Genomic DNA, 21,716 nt, shown 5'->3' on the forward strand with positions numbered 1-21,716 from the left:
AGCTGTTCCGCGCCGTAGCTCTCAGGTACTACGGGTACGACCGGGACGGTCCCCTACGTGGCGGGCGGCCGGGTCACCAGGCGAGCTGGGCGATCTCCTCGGCCACCACCGCGCAGGCGTCCGCCGCCGGGTCGATCAGCGGGAAGTGGCCCACGTCCGCCAGGAGCGTCAGCCCGGTCAGCTCTCCCGCCTCCGCCGCGGCACCGGCGTACGACTCGGCGACCGCCGGCGGTACGACCAGGTCCGCCCGGCCCTGGACCAAGGTCGTGGCGATGCCCGTGGGGAGGAGCAGCACGGGGTCCGCGTAGGCCCGGCGCTGTGCGAACAGGTCCTCGCCGCCGAGGAGTTGGCGGGAGGCGTGCGCGCAGACGCCGAGTTCCTCGGCCGTGCCCAGGTCCGCGATCGGCGCGAGCGCGACGACACCGCGCAGCGCCGCCGGGCCGGCGGTGCGCCAGGGGGCGTCCGCCGGGAGGTTGTGGCGGGCCGCCGCCCACAGGGCGAGGTGTCCGCCCGCCGAGTGACCGGTCAGGACCGTACGGCCCGGGTCCGCCTCCGGGAGCGCCTCGCGCACCAGCGTGGGCAGGGCGTCCAGGGCCGCCGCGACGTCGTCGAGGGTGTCGGGCCAGCGGCCCGCGACGGGCGTGTCCCCGGCTCCGGGGTCCTGGCCGGGGTCCGTGGGCCGGGCGCCGCGCCGGTACTCGACGTTGGCCACCGCGAAGCCCCTGCGGGCCAGGTGGCCGGCGAAGGGCGTGATGTGCCGGCGGTCGTAGCGGGCCCGCCAGGCACCGCCGTGCAGGACGACGACCAGGGGCGCCGGGGAGGCGGGTCCCCCGCCGGGACGCGGGGCGTAGAAGTCGATCACCTGGTCGGGGTGGCCGCCGTAGGCCGCGGTGGCGTCGGGGTCGACCGGCGCGTGCGAGAAGGCCGAGTCCTCCTCGGCGGCGGACCGGACCGTGGCGGCGTCGTCCGGCATGCTGCGACCTTCCGACGCGGGAACGGGAACGGCGGACCGTGCGGAGCGGCCGCTGGCGGGACGGTACCAGCCCGGTGACGTGCATGGACACCAGCATCCGGCACCCACTGCACGGCCCAGCACACGCCCCGGACGAACCGACCGGCGACACCCCGGGCTCCCGGCATCCGGCACCCGGTCCGGGGCGCGGGGCGCTCGACGCGGGGCGGGGTACGGGGCGCTCGGCGCGGCGAGGGGCGGGGTACGGGGTGGCACCCGGAGCGGAGCACGGCGCGCGGCGCGCGGCACGCGGCACGGGCGGAGCGCGGCACGGAGCACGACGCCACGCGGGGCACGACGTGTGGCGGCACGCGATGGGGAGCCCGGCACGCAGCGCGCGGTACGGCGCGCGGTACGGAGCGGAGCGCGGCACGGGACGCTGCGCGCGGCACGGGGTACGAGGTACGACACCACGCGGGCACGCCGCGGGGTGGCAGGCGACGCGGGGTACAGCGCACGGGACGCGGGACGCGGGACGGGACGCGGGACGAGGCAGGACGCGGGACGAGGCAGGACGCGGGACGAGGCCCGGCGGGACGCGGGACGAGGCCCGGCACGCGGCACGGAGCCGGTAGGTCCGGCCGGCCGCGGCCCTGCTCGGCCTGTGAGCGGTGGCGGCGACGGTCCTGCTGCTGACCGGCACCTCCGTGGACACCGTCCGCACGCGGCACAGCACGCGGTGCGGGGACGGCACGGAGCCCGGTGCCACACGGGGTGCGGCACGAGACGCGGGACGGAGCGCAGTCTGGGACGCGGCATGACACGCGACGCGGGGTACGGCGCGGCACGGGGCACCCGGCACGGGGCACCCGGCACGGGGCACCCGGCACGGGGCACGGCACGCGGCACGGCACGCGGCACGGCACGCGGCACGCGGCACGCGGCACGCGGCACGCGGCACGCGGGAGCGGAGCGCGGCACGGCGCGGCACGGCGCGGCGCGGTACGCGGAGCGCGAGGCGCGGTGCGGCACGACACGCGGCACGACGTACCGGCACGACGTACCGGCGCGTCGCATCCGTCCCCGCGCCCGGTGGAAGGGGCGGCCCGTGGTGGGTGCGGACGCCGGGATTCGGGCGGGTCGGGGTGGGGGCGGGTCGGTGCGGGGCGGGGTTCGTCCGTGCCGGACCGGCTCGTCCGTGCCGGACCGGCTCGTCCGTGCCGGACCGGTCCGCCCCGCACCGTGCTCTAGGCCAGCACCTCCGCCAGGATCCGCGCGGCCCGCTCGGTGTCCCGGAAGCCCACGTACAGCGGCGTGAACCCGAACCGGAGCACGTCGGGGTGGCGGAAGTCCCCGACGACCCCCCGTTCGACGAGGCGCTTCATGACCTCGCCGGCGTCCGGGCAGCGCAGCGCGATCTGGCTGCCGCGCTCCTCGTGGCGTCCGGGTGTCACGGACTCCGTCCGTCCCGGCGCGGTGTACTCGGCCACGCAGCGCAGGAAGAAGTCCGTCAGGGCGAGGGACTTGGCGCGCACCGCGGTGAGGGACACCCCGTCCCAGACCTCCAGGGCGGCCTCCAGGGCCAGCATGGAGAGGATGTCCGGGGTGCCGACCCGGCCGCGCGGGGCGCCCGGCGCCGCGGTGTAGGCGGGGCTCATGCCGAAGGGGTCGGCGTGGGAGTTCCAGCCGGGCAGCGGGGAGTCGAAGCGGTCCTGGAGCGCGCCGCGCACGTACAGGTACGCCGGTGAACCCGGGCCACCGTTCAGGTACTTGTAGGTGCAGCCGACCGCCAGGTCGACCCCGTGCTCGTCCAGGCCGACCGGCAGCGCGCCCGCGCTGTGGCACAGGTCCCAGACCGCGAGGGCGCCGGCCGCGTGGACGGCGGCGGTGAGCCCGGGCAGGTCGTGCAGGCGGCCGGTGCGGTAGTCGACGTGGTTGAGCAGGACCGCCGCCGTACGGTCGCCGAGCAGCCCCGGCACCTCGGCCGGGGTGACGGCGCGCAGGGTGCGACCGGTCAGGCGGGCCGCCGACTCGGCGATGTAGCCGTCCGTGGGGAAGGTCGTGGCGTCGACGAGGATCTCGGTGCGGTCCTCACCGGCCATGCGGACCGCCGCCACCAGCGCCTTGAAGACGTTGACGCTGGTGGAGTCGCCGACGACGATCTGGCCCGGGGCGGCGCCGACCAGCGGGGCGATCCGGTCGCCGATCCGCTCGGGCGCCGTCCACCAGCCGCTCTCCTCCCAGGAGCGGATGCGCAGTTCGCCCCACTGGCGGCGGACGACGTCCTCGATCCGGCCCGGTACGTGCGCGGGCAGCGCGCCGAGCGAGTTCCCGTCCAGGTAGACGACGTCGTCGAGGACGAACCGGTCGCGCAGCGGGGCCAGTTCGTCCGCCGCGTCGAGCTTCTCCGCGAGCAGGGGCAGCTCAGACATGGGACCTCGCCGTCCACAGCTCGGGGAAGACGTTCTTGCGGGCGCGCTTCTCCAGCCAGGCCACGCCGGCCGAGCCACCCGTGCCGGCCTTGGCGCCCATCGCGCGCCGGGTGGCGACGAGATGGTCGTTGCGCCAGCGCCACACCAGTTCGGCGACGTCCGTCAGCGCCTCGCCCAGCCGGGCGACCTCGTCGCTCTCGTCGGCCGCGTAGACGGCCGTCCAGGCGGCCTCCACCGCCTCCGACGGCTCGTGGCGCCGGGTGACGTCGCGGTGCAGCACGGAGTCCGGGATGGCGTGCCCGCGGCGCGCGAGGAGCCGTACGACCTCGTCGTACAGGCTCGGCTCGTGCAGGGCCTTCTCCAGTTCCGCGTGGACGCGCGGGGCGCCGCGGTGCGGGACGAGCATGGACGCCGACTTGTCGCCGAGCAGGAACTCCAGGCGCCGGTACATCGCCGACTGGAAGCCGGACCCCTCGCCGAGCGCGCTGCGGTAGCTGTTGAACTGCGCGGGGGTCAGCTGGCCGAGCGGCTTCCAGGAGGCGTTGAGGGCCTCCAGCTCGCGCACGGAACGCTTCAGCGCGGCGATCGCGGTGGGCACGTCGTCCGAGCGGAGCGCCTTCGCGGCGGTCTCCCACTCGTGGACGAGGACCGTGAACCACAACTCCATCACCTGGGTGGTCACCAGGAAGACCATCTCCCCGGGATCGTCGGAGAGGGTGTGCTGGAGGTGCGTGAGCACGTCCGCCTTGACGTAGTCCTCGTAGGGCGTCGTACCGGCGAAGTCGAGATGCGGGGTCTCGGGCTCAGTGGCCTCGGCAGGGAGGTGAGCCTGGTGGGACATCGCTGTCTCCTGTTGTTGCTCCGGGTAGCGGTCCGCCCCTGCCGATGCCGGCACGGGGGCCCCGGTCCCCACCCCGCATCCTCCGCATTCCTCCCACAAACGGCAAGGCCCGCCCGCTGCCGGACGGGCCACACCGACTCTTCGCGCGCGGGTCAGCCGAGCGTGCGGACGGCCGTCGGCGAGGAGTCCTCCAGGAACTGCGCGCAGCGCTCGTGCTCCTCCTGCTCGCCGATGACCCCGGCGGCGCGGGCGAGGGCGTGCAGGGCCCGCAGGAAGCCGCGGTTCGGCTCGTGCTCCCACGGCACCGGGCCGTGCCCCTTCCAGCCGCTGCGGCGCAGGGCGTCCAGACCGCGGTGGTAGCCCGTACGGGCGTAGGCGTACGACTCGACGACCGCGCCGCGCTCGAACGCCTCGTCGGCCAGCTGCGCCCAGGCGAGGGAGGAGGTGGGGAAGCGCGCGGCGACGTCCGCCGCCGCGGTGCCCTCCGCCAGCATCCGGCGGGGCTCCGGGTCGTCCGGGAGGTGGGTGGGGGGCGGGCCGCCGAGGAGGTTTCCGTGAATCGTCATGGGGTCAGTCTCGCGCACCCGGGTGCGGCCGGCGGCGACCGGCCCGGTCCCGGGCGGACGTGGGTGCCCGGGCGCGCGGTGGGCCCGGCGCCGTGCCGGCCGCCGGGCCCACCGCGGACGAACCGCCTACTTGATCCTGTTGCCCGCGGAGCGCAGGTGCTGCGTGGCCTCCGTGACGCGCGCGGCCATGCTCGCCTCGGCGAGCTTGCCCCAGGTGCGCGGGTCGTACTTCTTCTTGTCGCCGACCTCGCCGTCGACCTTCAGCACGCCGTCGTAGTTGCGCAGCATGTGGTCGGCGACCGGCCGGGTGAAGGCGTACTGGGTGTCCGTGTCGAGGTTCATCTTCACGACGCCGTTCTCCAGCGCGGTGCGGATCTCCTGCTCGGTGGAGCCGGAACCGCCGTGGAAGACGAAGTCGAACGGGGACGCCTTGCCGAACCGGGCGGCGACGCCCTCGTTCAGCTCCTTGAGCAGCTCGGGACGCAGGACGACGTTGCCCGGCTTGTACACGCCGTGCACGTTGCCGAAGGAGGCGGCCAGCAGGTAGCGGCCCTTGTCGCCCAGGCCCAGGGCCTCGGCGGTGCGGATCGCGTCGTCGACCGTGGTGTACAGGGAGTCGTTGATCTCGTGCGAGACACCGTCCTCCTCGCCGCCGGTCGGGGTGATCTCGACCTCGAGGATGATGTGCGCGGCGCGGGCCTGCTCCAGCAGGTCCTGCGCGATCTCCAGGTTGTCGGCGAGGGTCTCGGCCGAGCCGTCCCACATGTGCGACTGGAACAGCGGGCCGAGGCCGGCGTCCACGCGCTTCTTCGACAGCGCGAGCAGCGGGCGTACGTACCCGTCCAGCTTGTCCTTGGGGCAGTGGTCCGTGTGCAGGGCGATGTTGACCGGGTACTTCTCGGCGAGGATGTGCGCGTACTCGGCGAGCGCGACCGCGCCGGTCACCATGTCCTTGCTGTACTGACCGCCGAGGAACTCGGCACCACCGGTCGAGATCTGGACGATGCCGTCGCTCTCCGCCTCCGCGAAACCGCGCAGCGCCGCGTTCAGGGTCTGGCTCGAGGTGACGTTGATGGCCGGGTAGGCGAACTTGCCTGCCTTCGCCCGGTCGAGCATCTCGTTGTAGACCTCGGGGGTTGCGATGGGCATTGTCCGCTCCTTGTGTTGCGGGTGGATTCTGCGTTACGGCCCTGACCTAGACCTGGGGTGCGACGTCATCGTCGGCCCCATCTTTCCAGACACGACGTGCCGGCCGGCGCGATGGTGGGCGCACCGGCCAAGTCCAGGTCATACCGGTCGGTCAGTCCAGACCCAGTTCATCCTTCGAGAAGGCGAACCGGTACGGAACGCCCGCGCCGGCCCGGATCTTCTCGGCGGCACCGGTCGCCCGGTCCACGATGGTCGCCACGGCGACGACCTCGGCGCCGGCCTCGCGCACCGCCTCCACCGCGGTCAGCGGGGAGCCGCCGGTGGTGGAGGTGTCCTCGACGACGAGCACGCGGCGGCCGGCGATGTCCGGGCCCTCCACGCGCCGCTGGAGACCGTGCGCCTTCGCCGCCTTGCGGACGACGAACGCGTCCAGCCGGCGTCCGCGCGCGGCGGCGGCGTGCAGCATGGCGGCGGCGACCGGGTCGGCGCCCATGGTGAGGCCGCCGACCGCGTCGAACTCCAGGTCGGCGGTGAGGTCCAGCAGCACCTGGCCGACCAGCGGGGCCGCCTCGCCGTCGAGGGTGACGCGGCGCAGGTCGACGTAGTAGTCGGCCTCCAGACCGGAGGAGAGAGTCACCTTGCCGTGCACCACGGCCTTGTCCTTGATCTGCTGGAGCAGCGCGCCACGTACGTCCGTCATGGCAGCCAGCTTAAAGGCGCCGCCAGCTCCAGGTGGTCGTCGCCTCCAGCGGTTCCAGCGGGGTGACCAGGCGCGGGTGGGTGTTCAGCCCGTCGGGCGGCCCCGTCTGCGGCTCCACGCAGACGGCCTCGGCCTGCTCGTCGTAGACCACCACCCACTTCTCCGGGCTGGTCACCGCCAGTTCCAGCTGTCCGGGCCAGGTCAGGGTGACGTCGACGCCGTCCGGCATGCCGAAGCAGTCGTCCCACGGGCCGGGCTCGGGATCGACCCGGTGGCCGGTGGGCAGGTGGTCGTCGCCGCGCTCCTCCTGCCAGGCCGGCGCGAAGTCCAGCCGTACGTCCCCGCCGCCGAGGTCGCGGCGGAACCACGGGTGCCAGCCGATCTGCGCGGGGAAGGAGTCGTCGTACGCCTCCACGGACATCGTCAGCGTGAGGGCGTCCCCGGTGAGCGCGACGACCTGCGTGACCCGGCCCGGGTAGGGCCAGGGGTCGGTCAGTTCGCAGGTGATCACCGCCTCGGTGTCCGTGACCCGCGCGGTGCGCCAGGCCGCGTCGCGCGCGGTGCCGTGGATGGCGTGCGGCGGGGCGTTGAGCGGCATCCGGCGGACGGTGGCGCCGTCCCGGAAGCGGCCCTCCCGGATCCGGCCGCACCAGGGCACCATCGGGAAGCAGCCGTAGCGGTCGCCCTGCCGCAGCAGCTCCGCACCGCCGATCCGGAGTCCGCCGATACGTCCGCCGTTGCCGGGTCTTACGCTCACTTCCGCGTCGCCCGCGGTCAGCGTGATGTCTTTGTCGCTCACGGGACCGACCCTACTGGGGCGATCAAGAGGGCGTGGGCGAGCGGCTCAGCGCCGCTTGCGCAGGGCGCGGGTGAGCACGACCGCCGAGGCGAGGGCGAGCGCCGCGGCGGGGGCCGCCCAGCGCAGGGCGGGGTTGCCGGCGATCGTCTGGGGGGCCGGGACGGGGGCGTAGCGGCCGCGCGGCGGGGCGTGGTCGACCTCCTCGGCGCTGCGGCCGATCATCGTCCGGCGGGCGTGCGCGGCCTCGGCCGGCGGGTCACCGGTGTCGTTGAAGTCCTCGGTGAGGCGGTCGAGGGTCTCGTCCTCGGCGCCGGGTCCCGCGTCGGCGCCGGGATGCGGCGCCGGCACGGCCGCCTCGCCCCCGGTGCCGGTGCCGGTGCCGGTGCCAGTCCCGGTGCCGGTGCCGGTTGCCGGTTCCTGGCCGTCGTCCGCCGCCAGGGCCGCCACGAAGCGGTCCAGCAGCCGGGTCGCCGCGGTGGCCACGGCCTGGGCGGGCAGTTCCGCGACGCGGCCGTCCGCGGCCGCCGTGCCCCGCACGGTGACCGTGCAGCCCCCGTCGCCGTCCGCGAGGCTCAGGGTCAGGGCGAGGCGCACGGAGCCCTCGCCGCGGGCCTCCCCCGCGTCACCGTCGACGGCGTACGTGCCGTCCGCCCGGGCCGTCACCCGCAGCGTGCCCCGGTAGGTGACGGAGTGTCCGCCGACGCGCAGCCGCAGCCGGCCGGCGATCGGTTCGGCACCGGCGTCCTGCTGTAGACCCGGAACCGCTCGGGCGACGCGCGCGGGATCGGCCAGTGCCGCCCTGAGCCGTCCGGCGGAAACCGGGACGAAGACCTGGTGCTCCATGTCCGGTGAGCCTACCCAGTCCGGGCGGGAACGCACCCGGCTCCGCCGCGGGCGTCACCCCCGCTCCCGCCCCCGTTCACCCGGCCCTCAGTACCGCGGGTGGGCCAGGGTCGACGGCCGCAGGCCCCCGACGCGGGTGCGTGCCACCGCCCCGGCGGCCGAGGCGAGGGCGGCCCGGGTCAGCGCGGGCGGGTGGCCGGGGCCGGGGCGCAGGGCCGGCGGGGTGCGGCCGGGCGCCGCCAGGATCAGGCCCCAGTCGGGCGGGGCGGCCGAGACGGCCACCGGACGGCCCGGCCGGGGCGGGAGGCCGGAGCCGTCGCCGGGCGCCCGGTAGGGGGAGGTGGCGAAGCCGGCCGCGCGCAGGGTCGTGGCGACGGTCCAGAAGGCGCGGGGGCGGGCGGTGACGGGCCCGGCGCGCACCGCCAGCCGGCCGTGCGCGGCCAGGACCCGGCGGACCAGGCCGTAGAACTCCTCGGAGTACAGCCCGGCGCCGGCGCTGATCCCGGGGTCGGGGAGGTCGGTGATCACCACGTCGTACGCCGGTCCGCGCGCCCCGCGCAGCCAGGTGAGCGCGTCGGCGGCGGTGACGTGGACGCGCGGGTCGGCGAGGGCGTGGCCGTTGGCGGCGGACAGGCCGGGGTCGTGGCGGGCGAGGTCCACCAGGCCGGGGTCGCTCTCCACGACGTCGACGCGGCGGACCCCGGGCCGGCGCAGCACCTCGCGGACGGCCAGGCCGTCGCCGCCGCCGAGCACCAGGACGCGGGCGTGCGGGCCGGTGAGGGCGGGCCGGACCAGGGCCTGGTGGCGGCGGGGCTCGTCCCGGCCGTCGGCGCGGAGCCGGCCGTCGAGGTAGAGACCGAGGGGCCGGCCGCGGGTGCCGCCGGTCAGGACGATCTCCTGGACGCCGGTCCGCACGGCCACCCGGACGTCCCCGCCGTACACGGCGCGCCGGGCGGCGCGCTCGAAGTCGCCGGCGAGGGCGGCGGCAGAGGCGAGGACGCCGAGGACGAGGAGGGTGGTGACGAGGAGGGTCCAGCGGGCCCGGCGGGTGAGGTCGCGGCGGAAGAGGCCGAGGACGAGGGCGCCGCCCGCGGCCAGGTTGACGGTGCCGGTGAGCAGCGCGCCGGTCAGCTGGCCCAGGAACGGCAGGAGCAGGAAAGGGAAGGCGAGGCCGCCGACGAGGGCGCCGACGTAGTCCGCGGCGAACAGGTCGGCCACCGCGCCGCCCGCGTCCTGGCGGCGGATGCGCTGGATCAGCTCCATCAGCAGGGGGATCTCGGCGCCGATGAGCAGGCCGATGGCGAGGGAGAAGACGACCAGCAGGCAGCGCGGACCGCCGGCCCACATCCCGCCCCAGCCGCCGGTCCAGGCGAACACGGCGTACAGCGCCATGCCGCTGCACCCGCCGACCAGGGCGAGGACCGACTCGACCGCGCCGAACCCGGCGGCCGCGTGCCGGCGCAGCCGTTTGGCGACGAGGGAGCCGACTCCCATGGCGAACACCATGACGGACAGCACGACGGAGGTCTGGGTGACCGGGTCGCCCGTCAGGTAGGAGGCGAACGCGACGAGTTCCAGCTCGTACACCAGCCCGCAGGCCGCGCAGACGAAGACGCACACGAGGACCAGGAACCGGCCGGTGCCGGGCCGGACGGGCAGCCGCGCGGGGCCCGCCCAGGCGGGCGGGGTGCCCGGGGACGCGGGAGCCTGCGTTTCGATCACGTTGCGACGTTACGTCACGCACTGGGCACGCTTCGTCACCCGCAGGAGTGAATCAGGGGGCGGTCGACGTGTTCCAGGTTTATGCCGCGTGGGACGGGATCCGGCCGGGCCGTCCCGTCGTCTTGCGGGCGCCGACCCGGGTCCGGGTGGCCACCAGCTGTCCGTCCTGCGGGTAGGCGTGCCAGGTCCGCCAGTGCACCTGGTCCTCCTGCCGCTGGGCGAGCATCGCGGTGAAGGCGTGCGGGCTGCCGGGGAAGACGCCGGCCAGGCCGTGCGGATGGTCGGAGACGAGGGCCAGCAGTTCCTGGGCGCGGCCCGCGAAGGAGCCGGGCGTCAGCTCCTCGACGCGGGCGGCGAACTCGTACTCCCAGTCGCCGACGCGCTTGGCGACGCCCAGCGGCAGCGGGGTGCTGGAGCCGGGGAGGCAGGCGACCGTCTCCGAACAGCTGCTGCTCCGCTCCTCGAGGAGGATCTGGTGGGAGGCGCCGAGCAGGCGCAACTGGAGCTTGGCGCCGGTCAGTTCGAGGTCGAGGGTGGCGAGGGCGGGCAGCGGTTCGCGTCCCAGGGCCCAGGCGAGGTCGGCAGCCCGTGTATCGGTGTAGGAGGTGTTCAGGGTCGTGAGCATGGGTCGGCTCCGCTGGCGCGCGAGGGAGGGTGGGAGATCGGCCTGTCAGTCCGGTCGGCCCGGCCGCAGGGGGGCCGGGGGGACGCCCGAGGGGGCTGCGTCGGCGTTGTAGAGGGAACCACGAACTGGGGAGACGCCATAGGGTTTTTACCCAACTCCGCCGGGTTTCCATCCCCTAGGGGGCTGCACAGCTCAACTGTTCAACCATCGCGTACGACCGGCGTGCGCCGGGAACGCGCGGGCGCCCGCCGGACGTCGCCGTCCGACGGGCGCCCGGTGCGGCCCGGACGCGGTCCCCCCGCCCCCGAGGCCCGGCTGCCCCCTGTCAGCCGCCGCCCCCGCATCCGCCCCCGCCGCCGCACGAGGAGCCCCCGCCGCACGACGAGCCGCCCCCGCAGGACGAGCCCCCGCCGCAGGAGGAGTGACCGCCCCCGCAGGAGTGACCCCCGTGGTGACCCCCGTGATGCCCGCCGCCGTGCCCCCCGGAGGAGGCGGAGCCCAGACCGCCGGCCCACCAACTGGAGCCGCCGTCGGAGAACGACGACGATGACGAGCGTGACGAGCGGGACGACCCGCCGCGCCTGCCGCCCTTGCCGAGCGACAGCCCGGCCTGCCGGTTCCGGCGGTTGCGGCTCGCCACGCGCGCGCTGATCAGCACCGCCGCCACCACCACCACCAGGATGATGCCGAACACCATGGCGTCACCCTCCTTTCCGTCTCCCCCGAAGCGACCCCCCGTGGGCGCCCCGCCGCCACCGGTTCCCCGGCGCGGTGACCGGGAGATGCCCAAGCCGATCCCCGCCCAAAGCACAATTGAGCAAGTCCTGAGCCTCTGTCGGAGGAAGCGCGTCCCGACCGGCACCGGGACGGGCCTCGGCGGCCCCCACACGGCACTGGGCGAGCCGGAGGTCCGGCCCGCCCAGAGTGATCGCGGTCAGAGACCCGTTCCTGTCGCTGTCAGGGGTGCAGCCTCCTGCGCGCCCGGAGGAACCCGATCGATCCGCCCACGACTGCCATGTACGCGGTCAGCGGCCCGTCCTTCACCAGGATGCCGGGCAGGGAGATCACGGCCACGATGAGCAGCCACCCGCACCCGGCCACCACGAGATCCGCCGGATCAGGGCGGCGTCGCTCGTTCTGCACTCGTTTCCCCATTCATCAGAGCGCACCTGCCCGCGGTCCCCGCGCATCCACGATATCCGCGGGGGGCGGCAGTCTGTGCGCAGTTGTGCCGCCTCCTTCGCATCGGCGCGATGAGGATCGGACGCCGGCCTTGCCCCTGGGAGCCGTCCGGGCCCTCATGGGGTTCGGCACGGGTTGAGGAAGTCCTGCGCTCGGGCGGAGGATGACCGGCATGACCTCCAGCGCACGCCCCCTCCTCAACCGCCGGCTCGCCGCGTTCGGGACGACGATCTTCGCCGAGATGTCGGCGCTCGCCGTGGCGACCGGGTCGATCAACCTGGGCCAGGGCTTCCCCGACACGGACGGGCCCGAGGAGGTCCGGGAGGCCGCCGTACGGGCACTGCGCGACGGCCGTGGCAACCAGTACCCGCCGGGCCCGGGCGTGCCCGAGCTGCGCTCCGCGGTCACCGCGCACCAGCTCCGCCACTACGGACTGTCCTGGGACCCCGACACCGAGGTGCTGGTGACGGCCGGCGCGACGGAGGCGATCGCGGCGGCGCTGCTGGCGCTGGTCGAGCCCGGGGACGAGGTCGTGGCCCTGGAGCCGTACTACGACTCCTACGCGGCGAACATCGCGATGGCCGGCGGCACCCGGGTGCCGGTGACGCTGCGGCCGGACGGGGGGCGCTTCGTGCTGGACCTGGACGAGCTGCGCGCCGCCGTCACCGGCCGCACCCGGCTGCTGCTGATCAACACCCCGCACAACCCGACCGGCACGGTCCTCACCCGGGCGGAACTCGCCGCGATCGCCGAGCTGGCGGTGGAGCGCGACCTGCTGGTGGTGACCGACGAGGTGTACGAGCACCTGGTCTTCGACGGCGCCGAACACCTGCCGCTCGCGGCGTTCCCGGGGATGCGCGAGCGCACGGTGAGCATCGGCTCGGCCGGCAAGACGTTCTCGTTCACCGGCTGGAAGGTGGGCTGGGTGACGGGGTCACCGGAGCTGGTCGGCGCGGTCCGCGCGGTGAAGCAGTACCTGACGTACGTCGCCTCGGGACCGTTCCAGTACGCGATCGCCGAGGCCCTCGCGCTGCCCGACTCCTACTTCGAGGAGTACCGCCGGACCATGCGGGCCCGCCGGGACATCCTGGCGGAGGGACTGACGGCGGCCGGTTTCGAGGTGTTCCGGCCGGCCGGCACCTACTTCGTCACCGCCGACATCCGTCCCCTCGGCGAGAGCGACGGCTTCGCCTTCTGCCGCGCCCTGCCCGAACGCGCGGGCGTCGTCGCCATCCCGAACGCTGTGTTCTACGACCACCGCGAGCAGGGCGCACCCTTCGTACGGTTCGCGTTCTGCAAGCGGACAGGCGTGCTGGAGGAGGCGACCTCCCGACTAAAGGCGCTGGCCGCCTGACAGCCGCGGACGTACCAGCGCATGTACCGGCCACACGGCCTGGTTGCTCCGAGCCGCCGCGCACCCGCACGCGATTGCCGCCCGGTCGACCGGGCCACCGGTGATCGGCAGTCATCTCACGCAGCCCGCCTGCCGGCGGACACGCTTCCCTCATCGATCGACCGGCGCCGCTAGGCCCGGTGAGCAAACGCACCGAAGTGCTAGCGGACGCGACGGAACGGCTCCGCAAGGCATTCGCGCACCGTGCCTCACACGCCCGGAACTCGCGCCGGAGGTGTCATGAATAGTCGCGGTCAGCACGAGGTCGGGCGCATCCCGGTGCGTGACACGCAGGCACCCCAGGACGCTGGATCGGTGCTGAATATTCTGACCGATGCCAGGAACGCTCAGGTGTCATAGACGGTGGAGCGATGCCCGACGTGTACGACCCACACCACCAGTTCGCCGTTGTCGATCGTATAGATCACGCGATAGTCGCCCACCCGGAGGCGGCGGCGGTCGGGCTGGGAGACGAGGGCCGTGGTGTTGAACCCCGTCGGGTCGCTCTCCAGCTCAGTCAGCTTGGCCAGAATGCGGAGAGCCATGTCTCGCGGAACCTTGCGGAGTTCGGCCTGCGCCTCGGCTCGGAAGACGGTGCGGTACTCACTCACTGCGCGCCAGCGTCTCCCTCATGATGTCCTCGATCGGGATGCCCGGTGCCGAGTTGGTCATGCGCTCGTCGATGATCCGGTTGATCTCGCGCTCTTCCCACTCCTGGTACCTGCGCAGCACCTCGATGGACACCACAGCGGCGACCTGCTTACCGCGCCGGGTGATGACGGTAGGTACGTCGTCCCGGTCGGCCCGCTCCACAACCTCGGCCAGGTGCGCCCGGACATCGCGGATGGACTCTATCGGCATGGGCTGTGTCATGCGTCCAAGAGTACCAAGTGTCCTATGTGTACGCATGGGCTCACTGTCGCTCGGGCTGTAGCCCTCGGACCTGCATGGCGTGGGCTGGGTGACGGGGTCGCCGGAGCTGGTCGGCGCGGTCCGCGCGGTGAAGCAGTACCTGACGTACGTCGCCTCGGGACCGTTCCAGTACGCGATCGCCGAGGCCCTCGCGCTGCCCGACTCCTACTTCGAGGAGTACCGCCGGACCATGCGGGCCCGCCGGGACATCCTGGCGGAGGGGCTGACGGCGGCCGGTTTCGAGGTGTTCCGGCCGGCCGGCACCTACTTCGTCACCGCCGACATCCGTCCCCTCGGCGAGAGCGACGGCTTCGCCTTCTGCCGCGCCCTGCCCGAACGCGCGGGCGTCGTCGCCGTCCCGAACGCTGTGTTCTACGACCACCGCGAGGCGGGCGCACCCTTCGTACGGTTCGCGTTCTGCAAGCGCGTCGAGGTGCTGGCGGACGCGACGGAACGGCTCCACAAGGCACTCGCGCCCTGAACGCCGTCCTCGGGGCCGGTCGCCAACATCCTCGTTGCCCGCCGCGTCGCAGAGGTGACGGGTTCCCCCGAGTTCCTCGCCGTTTCGACCGACGGCCGGCACCTGTGCGCCGCCTCGGTGGAGGAGTACGACCACTGGGTGGTGCCGCACGAATGCTCGTGAGCAGCCGAGCAGCGTGTGAGCCCGGTCCGGGGGCCGTCGCCCCCGGACCGCACTGCGGGGGCTACTCCCCGTCGTCCTCGGGCTTCTCCGCCTCGTCGACCTCCTGCTCCAGGCCGAGCTGCTCGACCAGCCACTTGTCGAACTCGATCGCGGCCCGCACCCAGCTGACCGTGGAGGAGACGAAGTGGTTGATGTCGACGCCCGTGCCGATCAGCATCTGGGCCTCGCCGATCAGGCGGACCGTGCCGTCGTCATGGGTGTGGGTGTACACCTTGGGCCACAGGGTGCGGCGGTTCCAGTCGTCGATCGACTCCAGCAGCTGCGGCTTCTCGTCGATCGGGTGGGGGCGGTCGTAGAACGTCCGCACCGAGAAGATCGCCTGTTCGGCCTCTCCGCGGAACATGAAGTAGGTGCGGAACTGCTCCCACGGCGCCGCGAGGTCACCCTCCTCGTCGACGACGTACTTCAGCTCCATCTGCTCGAGGAGCTGCTTCACCAGGTCCTGATCCGGGAGGACGGGGCCCGCCGGTCCTTGGGGCTGCGGTTCGGGCTGGCCCCCGAAATTAGGAATCGAGGACGGGTCGATGCTCACCGTGTTTTTCCCTTCATGCGGATGCCGCCATCCTCCCCCATGCGGGGAGGGGGGTGGCAAGCCCTGACGGGGCCTGTCAGCCCGTGGCGGACATGATCCGGCAGGGGGTGCCGTGGGCGGTGACGCGGGGGTGCGCCCGTACGCCAGTCCGGGTGCACCCCAGGCGTCCGCCGAAACCGCGGAAGGCCCCCTCTTCCGGCGGACCGGGAGAGAGGGCCGTGGGCGTGTCCTAGAGGGTCTTGCCGGTGGCGGGGCCGACCAGCAGGCCGTCCTCGAAGCGGTCCACGCGGACCGTGTCGCCGTCCTCGACCTCGCCGGACAGGATCTCCTTGGCGAGCCGGTCGCCGATGGCGGTCTGCACCAGCCGGCGCAGCGGGCGGGCGCCGTACGCCGGGTCCAGGCCCTCCTCCGCCAGCCAGGCCAGCGCCGCCGGGGTGATCTCCAGGGTGAGCCGGCGCTCGGCGAGCCGCTTGGCCAGCCGCTCCACCTGGAGCTGGGCGATCCGCTCCAGCTCGGGCTTGGTGAGCGCCGAGAAGACGACCAGGTCGTCGAGCCGGTTGAGGAACTCGGGCTTGAAGGAGCTGCGGACGACCTCCAGCACCTGTTCCTTCTTCTCCGCCTCGCTGCGCAGCGGGTCGACCAGGAACTGGCTGCCCAGGTTGGAGGTGAGCACCAGGATGGTGTTGCGGAAGTCGACCGTGCGGCCCTGGCCGTCCGTCAGGCGGCCGTCGTCCAGCACCTGGAGCAGGATGTCGAAGACCTCGGGGTGGGCCTTCTCGACCTCGTCCAGCAGCACGACGCTGTACGGGCGCCGCCGGACCGCCTCGGTGAGCTGGCCGCCCTCCTCGTAGCCGACGTACCCGGGGGGCGCGCCGACCAGCCGGGCCACGCTGTGCTTCTCGCCGTACTCCGACATGTCGACGCGGATCATGGCCCGCTCGTCGTCGAAGAGGAAGTCGGCGAGCGCCTTGGCCAGTTCGGTCTTGCCGACACCGGTGGGGCCGAGGAAGAGGAAGGACCCGGTGGGCCGGTCGGGGTCGGCGATCCCGGCCCGTGAGCGCCGCACCGCGTCGCTCACGGCCCGTACGGCCTCACCCTGGCCGATGAGCCGCCGGCCCAGCTCCTCCTCCATGCGCAGCAGCTTGTGCGTCTCGCCCTCCATCAGCCGGCCGGCCGGGATGCCGGTCCAGGCGGCGACGACGTCGGCGATGTCGTCCGAACCGACCTCCTCCTTGACCATGGTGTCCCGGGCGACCTCCTCCTCGGCCTGGGAGGCGGCCTCCAGCTCCTTCTCCAGCTGCGGGATCTCGCCGTAGAGCAGCTTGGCGGCGGTGTCGAAGTCACCGTCGCGCTGGGCGCGTTCGGCCTGCCCGCGCACGTCGTCGAGGCGTTCCTTCAGCTCGCCGACGCGGTTGAGGGACTGCTTCTCCTTCTCCCAGCGGGCGGTGAGGCCGCGCAGCTCCTCCTCCTTGTCGGCGAGGTCGCGGCGCAGCTTCTCCAGGCGGGCGACGGAGGCCGGGTCGGTCTCCTTGGCGATCGCCAGTTCCTCCATCTTGAGCCGGTCGACGGCGCGCTGGAGCTCGTCGATCTCGACGGGCGAGGAGTCGATCTCCATGCGCAGCCGGGAGGCGGCCTCGTCCACCAGGTCGATGGCCTTGTCCGGCAGGAAGCGGGAGGTGATGTACCGGTCGGAGAGGGTCGCGGCGGCCACCAGCGCGCTGTCCGCGATCTGCACCTTGTGGTGGGCCTCGTACCGGCCCTTGAGGCCGCGCAGGATCGCGATGGTGTCCTCGACGCTCGGCTCGGCGACCAGCACCTGCTGGAAGCGGCGCTCCAGGGCGGGGTCCTTCTCGATCCGCTCCCGGTACTCGTCCAGGGTGGTGGCGCCGACCATGCGGAGTTCACCGCGGGCCAGCATCGGCTTGAGCATGTTGCCCGCGTCCATGGCGGAGTCCCCGCCGGCGCCGGCGCCGACGACGGTGTGCAGCTCGTCGATGAAGGTGATGACCTGCCCGTCGGAGTCCTTGATCTCGGCGAGGACGGCCTTGAGCCGCTCCTCGAACTCGCCCCGGTACTTGGCGCCGGCCACCATCGCGCCGAGGTCCAGCGCGACCAGCCGCTTGTCCTTCAGCGACTCGGGCACGTCGCCCTTCACGATCCGCTGGGCCAGTCCCTCGACGACGGCGGTCTTGCCGACGCCGGGCTCGCCGATGAGCACGGGGTTGTTCTTGGTCCGGCGGCTGAGCACCTGGACCACCCGCCGGATCTCCTGGTCCCGTCCGATGACCGGATCCAGCCGGCCCTCACGGGCGGCGGCGGTGAAGTCGGTGCCGAACTTCTCCAGGGCCTTGTACTGGCCCTCCGGATCGGCGGTGGTCACGCGGCGTCCTCCCCTGGCCTTCTGGAAGGCCTCCTGTAGTTTCCTGGCGTCGGCGCCCTGCCGCTCGAGCACCTCACCGGCCGCGCCGCCCTGCGCGGCGATGCCCATGAGCAGGTGCTCCGTGGACAGGTACTCGTCACCGAGGGCCCGGGCGCGTTCGCCGGCGTCGGCGATGGCGGCCAGCAGCTCCCGGTTGGGCTGCGGCGGCGCGACGGTGGACCCGGTCACGCTGGGCAGGCCGGCGAGGACGCGCTCCGCGCCGGAGCGCACGGCGGCCTGGTCGGCCTCGACGGCCGCCAGCAGGTCGGTGATGTTCTCGTTCTCCTGCCCCTGGAGCAGAGCCAGCAGCAGGTGGGCGGGGGTGAGGTCCGGGTGTCCCTCGGTCACGGCGCGGCTGCTCGCCGCGTTGATCGCGTCCCGGCTCCTGTTGGTCAGCTCGGCGTCCACGTGTCCGTTCTCCTCCTCGGCGTCGTCGCTGCGGCCGCCCTCTCCGGTCCGGCGGTCCTGCCTCAACCAACGTACACAAAGTTGAGTCTATTCCACTCAAGGCAAGAGGTGTACCCGGTTCGGCTAGGTTTCCGGCATGGCCTCGTACTCCGTGGATCCGGCTTCCCCCGACGAGCCGTACCTCGCCTTCTGGCGGGAACGGCACCTGTGCACGCTGACGACCCTGCGGCCGGACGGCAGTCCGCACGTCGTACCGGTGGGGGTGACGTACGACCCGGAGGCGCGGCTGGCCCGGGTGATCACCAACCGGTCCAGCGCGAAGGCGGCGCACGTGCTCGCCGCCGGGGACGGCGGGGCGCGGGTGGCGGTGTGCCAGGTGGACGGCCGGCGCTGGGCCACGCTGGAGGGGCGCGCGCACGTGCGGACCGAGCCGGAGCGGGTCGGGGAGGCGGAACGGCGCTACGCCGAGCGGTACCTGCGGACGCCGGGCCCGAACCCGTCCCGGGTGGTCATCGAGATCCAGGTCGAGCGGGCACTGGGGCGCGGCTGAGGAACGGCTGGTTCCGGCCACCGTCGGGGAGCGCCCGTACCCGGAGATATCGCCGGAAACGACAGCGGCGTCACCGTGTTCAGGTCACGGTGACGCCGCTGCGGGGGGAAGTGCCTGAGCGATCTTTTACGACGGGGGAATCGCGTCAGGCACTGCGGGGGGTGGCCGAGATGGTCCTCAGGTCGGTCTCCGGCGGCTCGCACAGCCGGTGGTCCCGCTGGTCCAGGTTCACAAAGATCATTCCGTACCGGATGGCGCACCGCACGGGCTGCGGCGCACCACGCGGCTTGCGCAGACACCGGTACGCCCGCACGTCTCCGTCGTCGTCCCGCGTGACGACGACCGGTTCGCCGAACACGGGCACCATCAAGGAGTCACCGCTGTGGGGGATGGCGGTGACCAGGTCGATGAAGTGCCAGCCGGAGCGGTAGGCGGTGGCCATCTCGCGGCGGAAGGAGCGGTCGTCTGGCGGGGTCGTCACGTCAGCTCCTCACGGCATCCGTGTGAATCACCGGCCAACTGGTATCACTGGCGACCACGGTAGTCGTGGCCACCGACGGCCAGCTGGTGTCCGCTCGAGCGTCGCTCTTCTCACCGGTGAGGCCGCCCAGCGCTCCCGCGGCCGCCACAACGGAGAAGGCGGCGACAAGTATCGAGCGAAGCAGTCTCTTACCCATAGTCGGCTTCGTCCTCACTTGAAGGTCCCCTCTTCCCCCGTCGGGTACGACGATGGCTCATTCGGGCACGTCGTGGCCACATAATCAATGCATCATGTTCCTGCATGTTCAGGACCCTGGGGGGTGGAGATTTGGCAACGAATCAGACTAAAGCTGCACATCCCCATGCTGTGACGGAGATGTGCGAGCAAGGGGGCCGTCTCTACGCCGACGCGCTGCGCGCCGGGCGCGTCCCCCGCGCCGAGGCGGAATGCGCCCCGTGCCTGCTGGAGTTCGCCCTCCTGCACCCCGATCCCGACGATCCGGAATGGCTTCGTCCGGTACCCGCGCCCGTGGCGCTGGCCCAGCGGCTCAGCCCCCTGGAGCGCGAGATCACCGAGCGCAGGCGGCTGTCGATCCAACTGGCCGACGTCTTCGAGCCGTTCATGACGCTCAGCAGCCACATGACCGCGACGACCGATTCAATCACGGTGCTGGAGGGCGGGGAGCGCATCAACGCGGCGCTCAACCTGGCCACCGCGCAGTGCCAGGCCGAGGTGCTCACGGTCCAGCCGAGCAACCGCTACTCCGAGCGCAGCCTCCTGCGGGGACTGGAGCGCGACCGGCCGCTCATCGAACGTGGTGTGAAGATCCGTACGCTGTATCAGCACACCGCGCGGTACAACCCCGAGAAGCTCGCCTACGTCGCCCAGCTCACCAACGGCAAGGCGGAGTACCGCACCATCGACGAACTGGTGGAGCGGCTCATCATCTGCGACGAGACCGTCGCCTTCATCCCCACCCGGGACGACCAGCAGGTCGCTCTCGAGCTGCGCCACCCGGGCCTCGTCCGCTACCTCATCAAGGTGTTCGAGTTCATGTGGGACCGGGCGGTCCCGCTGAGCGCCGGCGCCCCCTACGAGACCGCGGCCGACGGCATCACCAACATCCAGCACTCCATCGCCAAGCTCCTGGTGGAGGGCCACGTGGACGAGGCCATCGCCCGGCGCCTCGGCATGAACGTCCGCACCTGCCGGGCCCACATCGCCAAGCTGGCCCAGGCCCTCGGCAGCGGCAGCCGCGCCCAGCTCGGCTACCTCATCGCCCAGTCGGGCATCCTCGACCGGGACCAGTGAGCCCCTGGGTGTGCCGTCCCGCCCCTTCAGCGCGGTCCGGGGGCCTCCCGGTCGCCGCCGGTGAGGGCGGAGGCCGGGGCGGGCCGCCGCAGGCCGTCCAGGCCCGCCTGGGCGATGCGGACGCCGAGCTGGGTACGGCTCGCCGCGCCCAGGGTCTCCGACAGCCGGGCGATGTGGGCCCGGCAGGTGCGCACGCTGATGCCCAGCCGCTCGGCGATCACCGCGTCCTGGTGCCCCTCGGCCAGCAGCGCCGCGATGGACTGCTCACGGTGCGAGATGCCCTCGATCCCCGTGTCGGGCAGCGGGGCGGTGAGCGGGATCGCCAGCCGCCACAGGCGCTCGAAGACGGTCACGAGATATTCGACCAGCGCCGGGCTGCGCAACTCCAGGGCCATCGTGCGGTCGGCGTTGGCGGGGATGAAGGCCACCGTGCGGTCGAACAGGATCAGCCGGTCGATGACCTCGTCCAGGGTGCGGGCCTCGACCGTGTCACCCATCAGCTCCAGGTAGTTGAGCAGACCCTGGCCGTGCCGCGCCACGTGCGTGTAGAGATCCCGCATGCGCACGCCCCGCCCGCGCAGGGCCAGCGCCCGGTGCAGGCCCTCGGTCAGCTCGGCCTCACGCCGGATGCCGCCCGGCTGCACGGTGAGCACCTCGGTGGTGCAGGCCTCGGTCGCCTCGTCCATCGCGGCCTGGATGCGCGCGAGCCCGTCCAGGACCCGGATGGCGCTGCCCTCGCCGGACGCCGTCAGGGCCTGCGGCTGCCGGCCCAGGCCCGCGTAACGCTCCACGGCGGCCACCGCCGAACCGACCCGTCGCTGACTGGCGCTCACCTCGTCGTAGACCCCGCGCAGCAGCCGGGTCATCACCTCCTGCGGGGAGGTCGGCACCAGCCAGTCCATGTCGTCGGGGTCCGGGTGCAGCAGGGCCAGGTCCAGCAGACAGGGCACCGGTCCGGCGTCCGTGCGGGGCACCCGTCCCCGGCGTACGGCCCGGGAATACACCCGATCCCCGGCCTCGCACAGCCGGTCGGCACCGTGAGGATGTTCCTCCGTCCCGTGCCCGGCCATCGCCCATTCCACCCCCGGTGTGCTGCCCTTCCGCAGCGCAACTATGCGCGGAGCCGACCGGGTCCGCAACACGGCTCCCCGGACACCGGTCACCGGAATGCGACGCTGTGCCCGGGTTTCGCCCAC

General features: G+C 73.2%; 21 protein-coding genes and 1 pseudogene. 4 read left to right on the forward strand and 18 right to left on the reverse strand.

Going from position 1 to position 21,716, the window contains the following annotated elements; all coding sequences use genetic code 11:
• Nucleotides 1–73: 73 nt before the first annotated feature.
• From ACIQVT_RS29800 to ACIQVT_RS29855, 12 genes are all read right to left on the reverse strand, one after another.
• Nucleotides 74–973, reverse strand: a complete 900-nt coding sequence (locus ACIQVT_RS29800; RefSeq protein ID WP_403760833.1) for an alpha/beta hydrolase family protein — start codon at nt 971–973, stop codon at nt 74–76.
• 1,226 nt (nt 974–2,199) lie between these two features.
• Nucleotides 2,200–3,384 carry a kynureninase gene (kynU, locus tag ACIQVT_RS29805; RefSeq protein WP_403760836.1) on the reverse strand — a complete coding sequence of 395 codons (1,185 nt, stop codon included), beginning with the start codon at nt 3,382–3,384 and terminating at the stop codon, nt 2,200–2,202.
• Entirely contained in the window at nt 3,377–4,225 is an 849-nt protein-coding gene (locus ACIQVT_RS29810; RefSeq protein ID WP_403760839.1) for a tryptophan 2,3-dioxygenase family protein, read from the reverse strand. The genes kynU and ACIQVT_RS29810 overlap by 8 nt, the downstream gene beginning before the upstream one ends.
• 152 nt (nt 4,226–4,377) lie before the next feature.
• A complete protein-coding gene (locus tag ACIQVT_RS29815) occupies nt 4,378–4,791 on the reverse strand; it encodes a DUF3151 domain-containing protein (RefSeq protein WP_403760842.1) in 414 nt (137 codons plus the stop codon).
• 126 nt (nt 4,792–4,917) lie between these two features.
• Nucleotides 4,918–5,940, reverse strand: a complete 1,023-nt coding sequence (fbaA, locus tag ACIQVT_RS29820) for a class II fructose-bisphosphate aldolase (RefSeq protein WP_403760845.1) — start codon at nt 5,938–5,940, stop codon at nt 4,918–4,920.
• Between the two features lie 151 nt (nt 5,941–6,091).
• A complete protein-coding gene (gene pyrE, locus ACIQVT_RS29825) occupies nt 6,092–6,640 on the reverse strand; it encodes an orotate phosphoribosyltransferase (protein ID WP_403760848.1) in 549 nt (182 codons plus the stop codon).
• Nucleotides 6,641–6,650: 10 nt separating this feature from the next.
• Nucleotides 6,651–7,439 carry an aldose 1-epimerase gene (locus ACIQVT_RS29830; protein ID WP_403760851.1) on the reverse strand — a complete coding sequence of 263 codons (789 nt, stop codon included), beginning with the start codon at nt 7,437–7,439 and terminating at the stop codon, nt 6,651–6,653.
• Between the two features lie 45 nt (nt 7,440–7,484).
• The gene (locus tag ACIQVT_RS29835) at nt 7,485–8,282 is read right to left on the reverse strand and encodes an SRPBCC family protein (RefSeq protein WP_403760854.1); all 798 of its coding nucleotides are present in this window, start codon (nt 8,280–8,282) and stop codon (nt 7,485–7,487) included.
• A gap of 87 nt (nt 8,283–8,369) precedes the next feature.
• Entirely contained in the window at nt 8,370–10,004 is a 1,635-nt protein-coding gene (locus ACIQVT_RS29840; RefSeq protein WP_403760857.1) for a polyamine aminopropyltransferase, read from the reverse strand.
• A 79-nt stretch (nt 10,005–10,083) separates the two neighbouring features.
• The gene (locus tag ACIQVT_RS29845; protein WP_403760859.1) at nt 10,084–10,629 is read right to left on the reverse strand and encodes a DUF2617 family protein; all 546 of its coding nucleotides are present in this window, start codon (nt 10,627–10,629) and stop codon (nt 10,084–10,086) included.
• 325 nt (nt 10,630–10,954) lie between these two features.
• The gene (locus tag ACIQVT_RS29850) at nt 10,955–11,326 is read right to left on the reverse strand and encodes a hypothetical protein (protein ID WP_403760862.1); all 372 of its coding nucleotides are present in this window, start codon (nt 11,324–11,326) and stop codon (nt 10,955–10,957) included.
• 260 nt (nt 11,327–11,586) lie between these two features.
• A complete protein-coding gene (locus ACIQVT_RS29855; protein ID WP_403760865.1) occupies nt 11,587–11,784 on the reverse strand; it encodes a hypothetical protein in 198 nt (65 codons plus the stop codon).
• A gap of 190 nt (nt 11,785–11,974) precedes the next feature.
• On the opposite strand from ACIQVT_RS29855, the gene ACIQVT_RS29860 reads away from it, so the two are divergent.
• Nucleotides 11,975–13,165, forward strand: coding sequence for a pyridoxal phosphate-dependent aminotransferase (locus tag ACIQVT_RS29860; protein WP_403760868.1), 1,191 nt, complete (start codon nt 11,975–11,977; stop codon nt 13,163–13,165).
• A gap of 386 nt (nt 13,166–13,551) precedes the next feature.
• Here ACIQVT_RS29860 and ACIQVT_RS29865 read toward each other — a convergent pair whose 3' ends face one another.
• Both ACIQVT_RS29865 and ACIQVT_RS29870 read right to left on the reverse strand, forming a co-directional pair.
• A complete protein-coding gene (locus ACIQVT_RS29865; RefSeq protein ID WP_005483716.1) occupies nt 13,552–13,815 on the reverse strand; it encodes a type II toxin-antitoxin system RelE/ParE family toxin in 264 nt (87 codons plus the stop codon).
• Nucleotides 13,808–14,077, reverse strand: a complete 270-nt coding sequence (locus ACIQVT_RS29870) for a type II toxin-antitoxin system Phd/YefM family antitoxin (RefSeq protein ID WP_403760873.1) — start codon at nt 14,075–14,077, stop codon at nt 13,808–13,810. Before ACIQVT_RS29870 ends, ACIQVT_RS29865 begins: the two co-directional genes overlap by 8 nt.
• Nucleotides 14,078–14,156: 79 nt before the next feature.
• On the opposite strand from ACIQVT_RS29870, the pseudogene ACIQVT_RS29875 reads away from it, so the two are divergent.
• Nucleotides 14,157–14,597: pseudogene (locus ACIQVT_RS29875) on the forward strand (aminotransferase class I/II-fold pyridoxal phosphate-dependent enzyme); the annotation flags it as partial.
• 223 nt (nt 14,598–14,820) lie between these two features.
• Here the strand turns inward: ACIQVT_RS29875 and ACIQVT_RS29880 are convergent.
• Nucleotides 14,821–15,351: a YbjN domain-containing protein gene (locus tag ACIQVT_RS29880; protein ID WP_121787725.1), complete on the reverse strand. Its 531-nt coding sequence runs from the start codon at nt 15,349–15,351 to the stop codon at nt 14,821–14,823.
• A gap of 229 nt (nt 15,352–15,580) precedes the next feature.
• Nucleotides 15,581–18,178 (reverse strand): ATP-dependent chaperone ClpB, encoded by a 2,598-nt coding sequence (gene clpB, locus ACIQVT_RS29885; protein WP_403761058.1) that lies wholly within the window; start codon nt 18,176–18,178, stop codon nt 15,581–15,583.
• 136 nt (nt 18,179–18,314) lie between these two features.
• Here clpB and ACIQVT_RS29890 point away from each other — a divergent pair, with 136 nt between their 5' ends.
• The gene (locus ACIQVT_RS29890; RefSeq protein WP_403760877.1) at nt 18,315–18,728 is read left to right on the forward strand and encodes a pyridoxamine 5'-phosphate oxidase family protein; all 414 of its coding nucleotides are present in this window, start codon (nt 18,315–18,317) and stop codon (nt 18,726–18,728) included.
• A 145-nt stretch (nt 18,729–18,873) separates the two neighbouring features.
• Here ACIQVT_RS29890 and ACIQVT_RS29895 read toward each other — a convergent pair whose 3' ends face one another.
• Nucleotides 18,874–19,209, reverse strand: a complete 336-nt coding sequence (locus ACIQVT_RS29895) for a hypothetical protein (RefSeq protein WP_403760880.1) — start codon at nt 19,207–19,209, stop codon at nt 18,874–18,876.
• Between the two features lie 300 nt (nt 19,210–19,509).
• Between ACIQVT_RS29895 and ACIQVT_RS29900 the strand changes: the two genes are divergently transcribed.
• Nucleotides 19,510–20,520 (forward strand): helix-turn-helix transcriptional regulator, encoded by a 1,011-nt coding sequence (locus ACIQVT_RS29900; RefSeq protein ID WP_403760884.1) that lies wholly within the window; start codon nt 19,510–19,512, stop codon nt 20,518–20,520.
• 26 nt (nt 20,521–20,546) lie between these two features.
• Here ACIQVT_RS29900 and ACIQVT_RS29905 read toward each other — a convergent pair whose 3' ends face one another.
• Nucleotides 20,547–21,590 (reverse strand): LuxR C-terminal-related transcriptional regulator, encoded by a 1,044-nt coding sequence (locus tag ACIQVT_RS29905; RefSeq protein WP_403760888.1) that lies wholly within the window; start codon nt 21,588–21,590, stop codon nt 20,547–20,549.
• Nucleotides 21,591–21,716: the final 126 nt, after the last annotated feature.

The organism is Streptomyces sp. NPDC100445, assembly GCF_044759735.1.
In the GTDB taxonomy this organism is placed as follows: Bacteria; Actinomycetota; Actinomycetes; order Streptomycetales; family Streptomycetaceae; genus Streptomyces.

What these genes read in the sequence shown, in the direction of transcription:
- ACIQVT_RS29800 (WP_403760833.1), bottom strand. Translation starts at nt 973, where the DNA reads ATGCCGGACGACGCCGCCACGGTCCGGTCCGCCGCCGAGGAGGACTCG.
- kynU (WP_403760836.1), bottom strand. Translation starts at nt 3,384, where the DNA reads ATGTCTGAGCTGCCCCTGCTCGCGGAGAAGCTCGACGCGGCGGACGAA.
- ACIQVT_RS29810 (WP_403760839.1), bottom strand. Translation starts at nt 4,225, where the DNA reads ATGTCCCACCAGGCTCACCTCCCTGCCGAGGCCACTGAGCCCGAGACC.
- ACIQVT_RS29815 (WP_403760842.1), bottom strand. Translation starts at nt 4,791, where the DNA reads ATGACGATTCACGGAAACCTCCTCGGCGGCCCGCCCCCCACCCACCTC.
- fbaA (WP_403760845.1), bottom strand. Translation starts at nt 5,940, where the DNA reads ATGCCCATCGCAACCCCCGAGGTCTACAACGAGATGCTCGACCGGGCG.
- pyrE (WP_403760848.1), bottom strand. Translation starts at nt 6,640, where the DNA reads ATGACGGACGTACGTGGCGCGCTGCTCCAGCAGATCAAGGACAAGGCC.
- ACIQVT_RS29835 (WP_403760854.1), bottom strand. Translation starts at nt 8,282, where the DNA reads ATGGAGCACCAGGTCTTCGTCCCGGTTTCCGCCGGACGGCTCAGGGCG.
- ACIQVT_RS29845 (WP_403760859.1), bottom strand. Translation starts at nt 10,629, where the DNA reads ATGCTCACGACCCTGAACACCTCCTACACCGATACACGGGCTGCCGAC.
- ACIQVT_RS29850 (WP_403760862.1), bottom strand. Translation starts at nt 11,326, where the DNA reads ATGGTGTTCGGCATCATCCTGGTGGTGGTGGTGGCGGCGGTGCTGATC.
- ACIQVT_RS29855 (WP_403760865.1), bottom strand. Translation starts at nt 11,784, where the DNA reads ATGGGGAAACGAGTGCAGAACGAGCGACGCCGCCCTGATCCGGCGGAT.
- ACIQVT_RS29860 (WP_403760868.1), top strand. Translation starts at nt 11,975, where the DNA reads ATGACCGGCATGACCTCCAGCGCACGCCCCCTCCTCAACCGCCGGCTC.
- ACIQVT_RS29870 (WP_403760873.1), bottom strand. Translation starts at nt 14,077, where the DNA reads ATGACACAGCCCATGCCGATAGAGTCCATCCGCGATGTCCGGGCGCAC.
- ACIQVT_RS29890 (WP_403760877.1), top strand. Translation starts at nt 18,315, where the DNA reads ATGGCCTCGTACTCCGTGGATCCGGCTTCCCCCGACGAGCCGTACCTC.
- ACIQVT_RS29900 (WP_403760884.1), top strand. Translation starts at nt 19,510, where the DNA reads ATGTTCAGGACCCTGGGGGGTGGAGATTTGGCAACGAATCAGACTAAA.
- ACIQVT_RS29905 (WP_403760888.1), bottom strand. Translation starts at nt 21,590, where the DNA reads ATGGCCGGGCACGGGACGGAGGAACATCCTCACGGTGCCGACCGGCTG.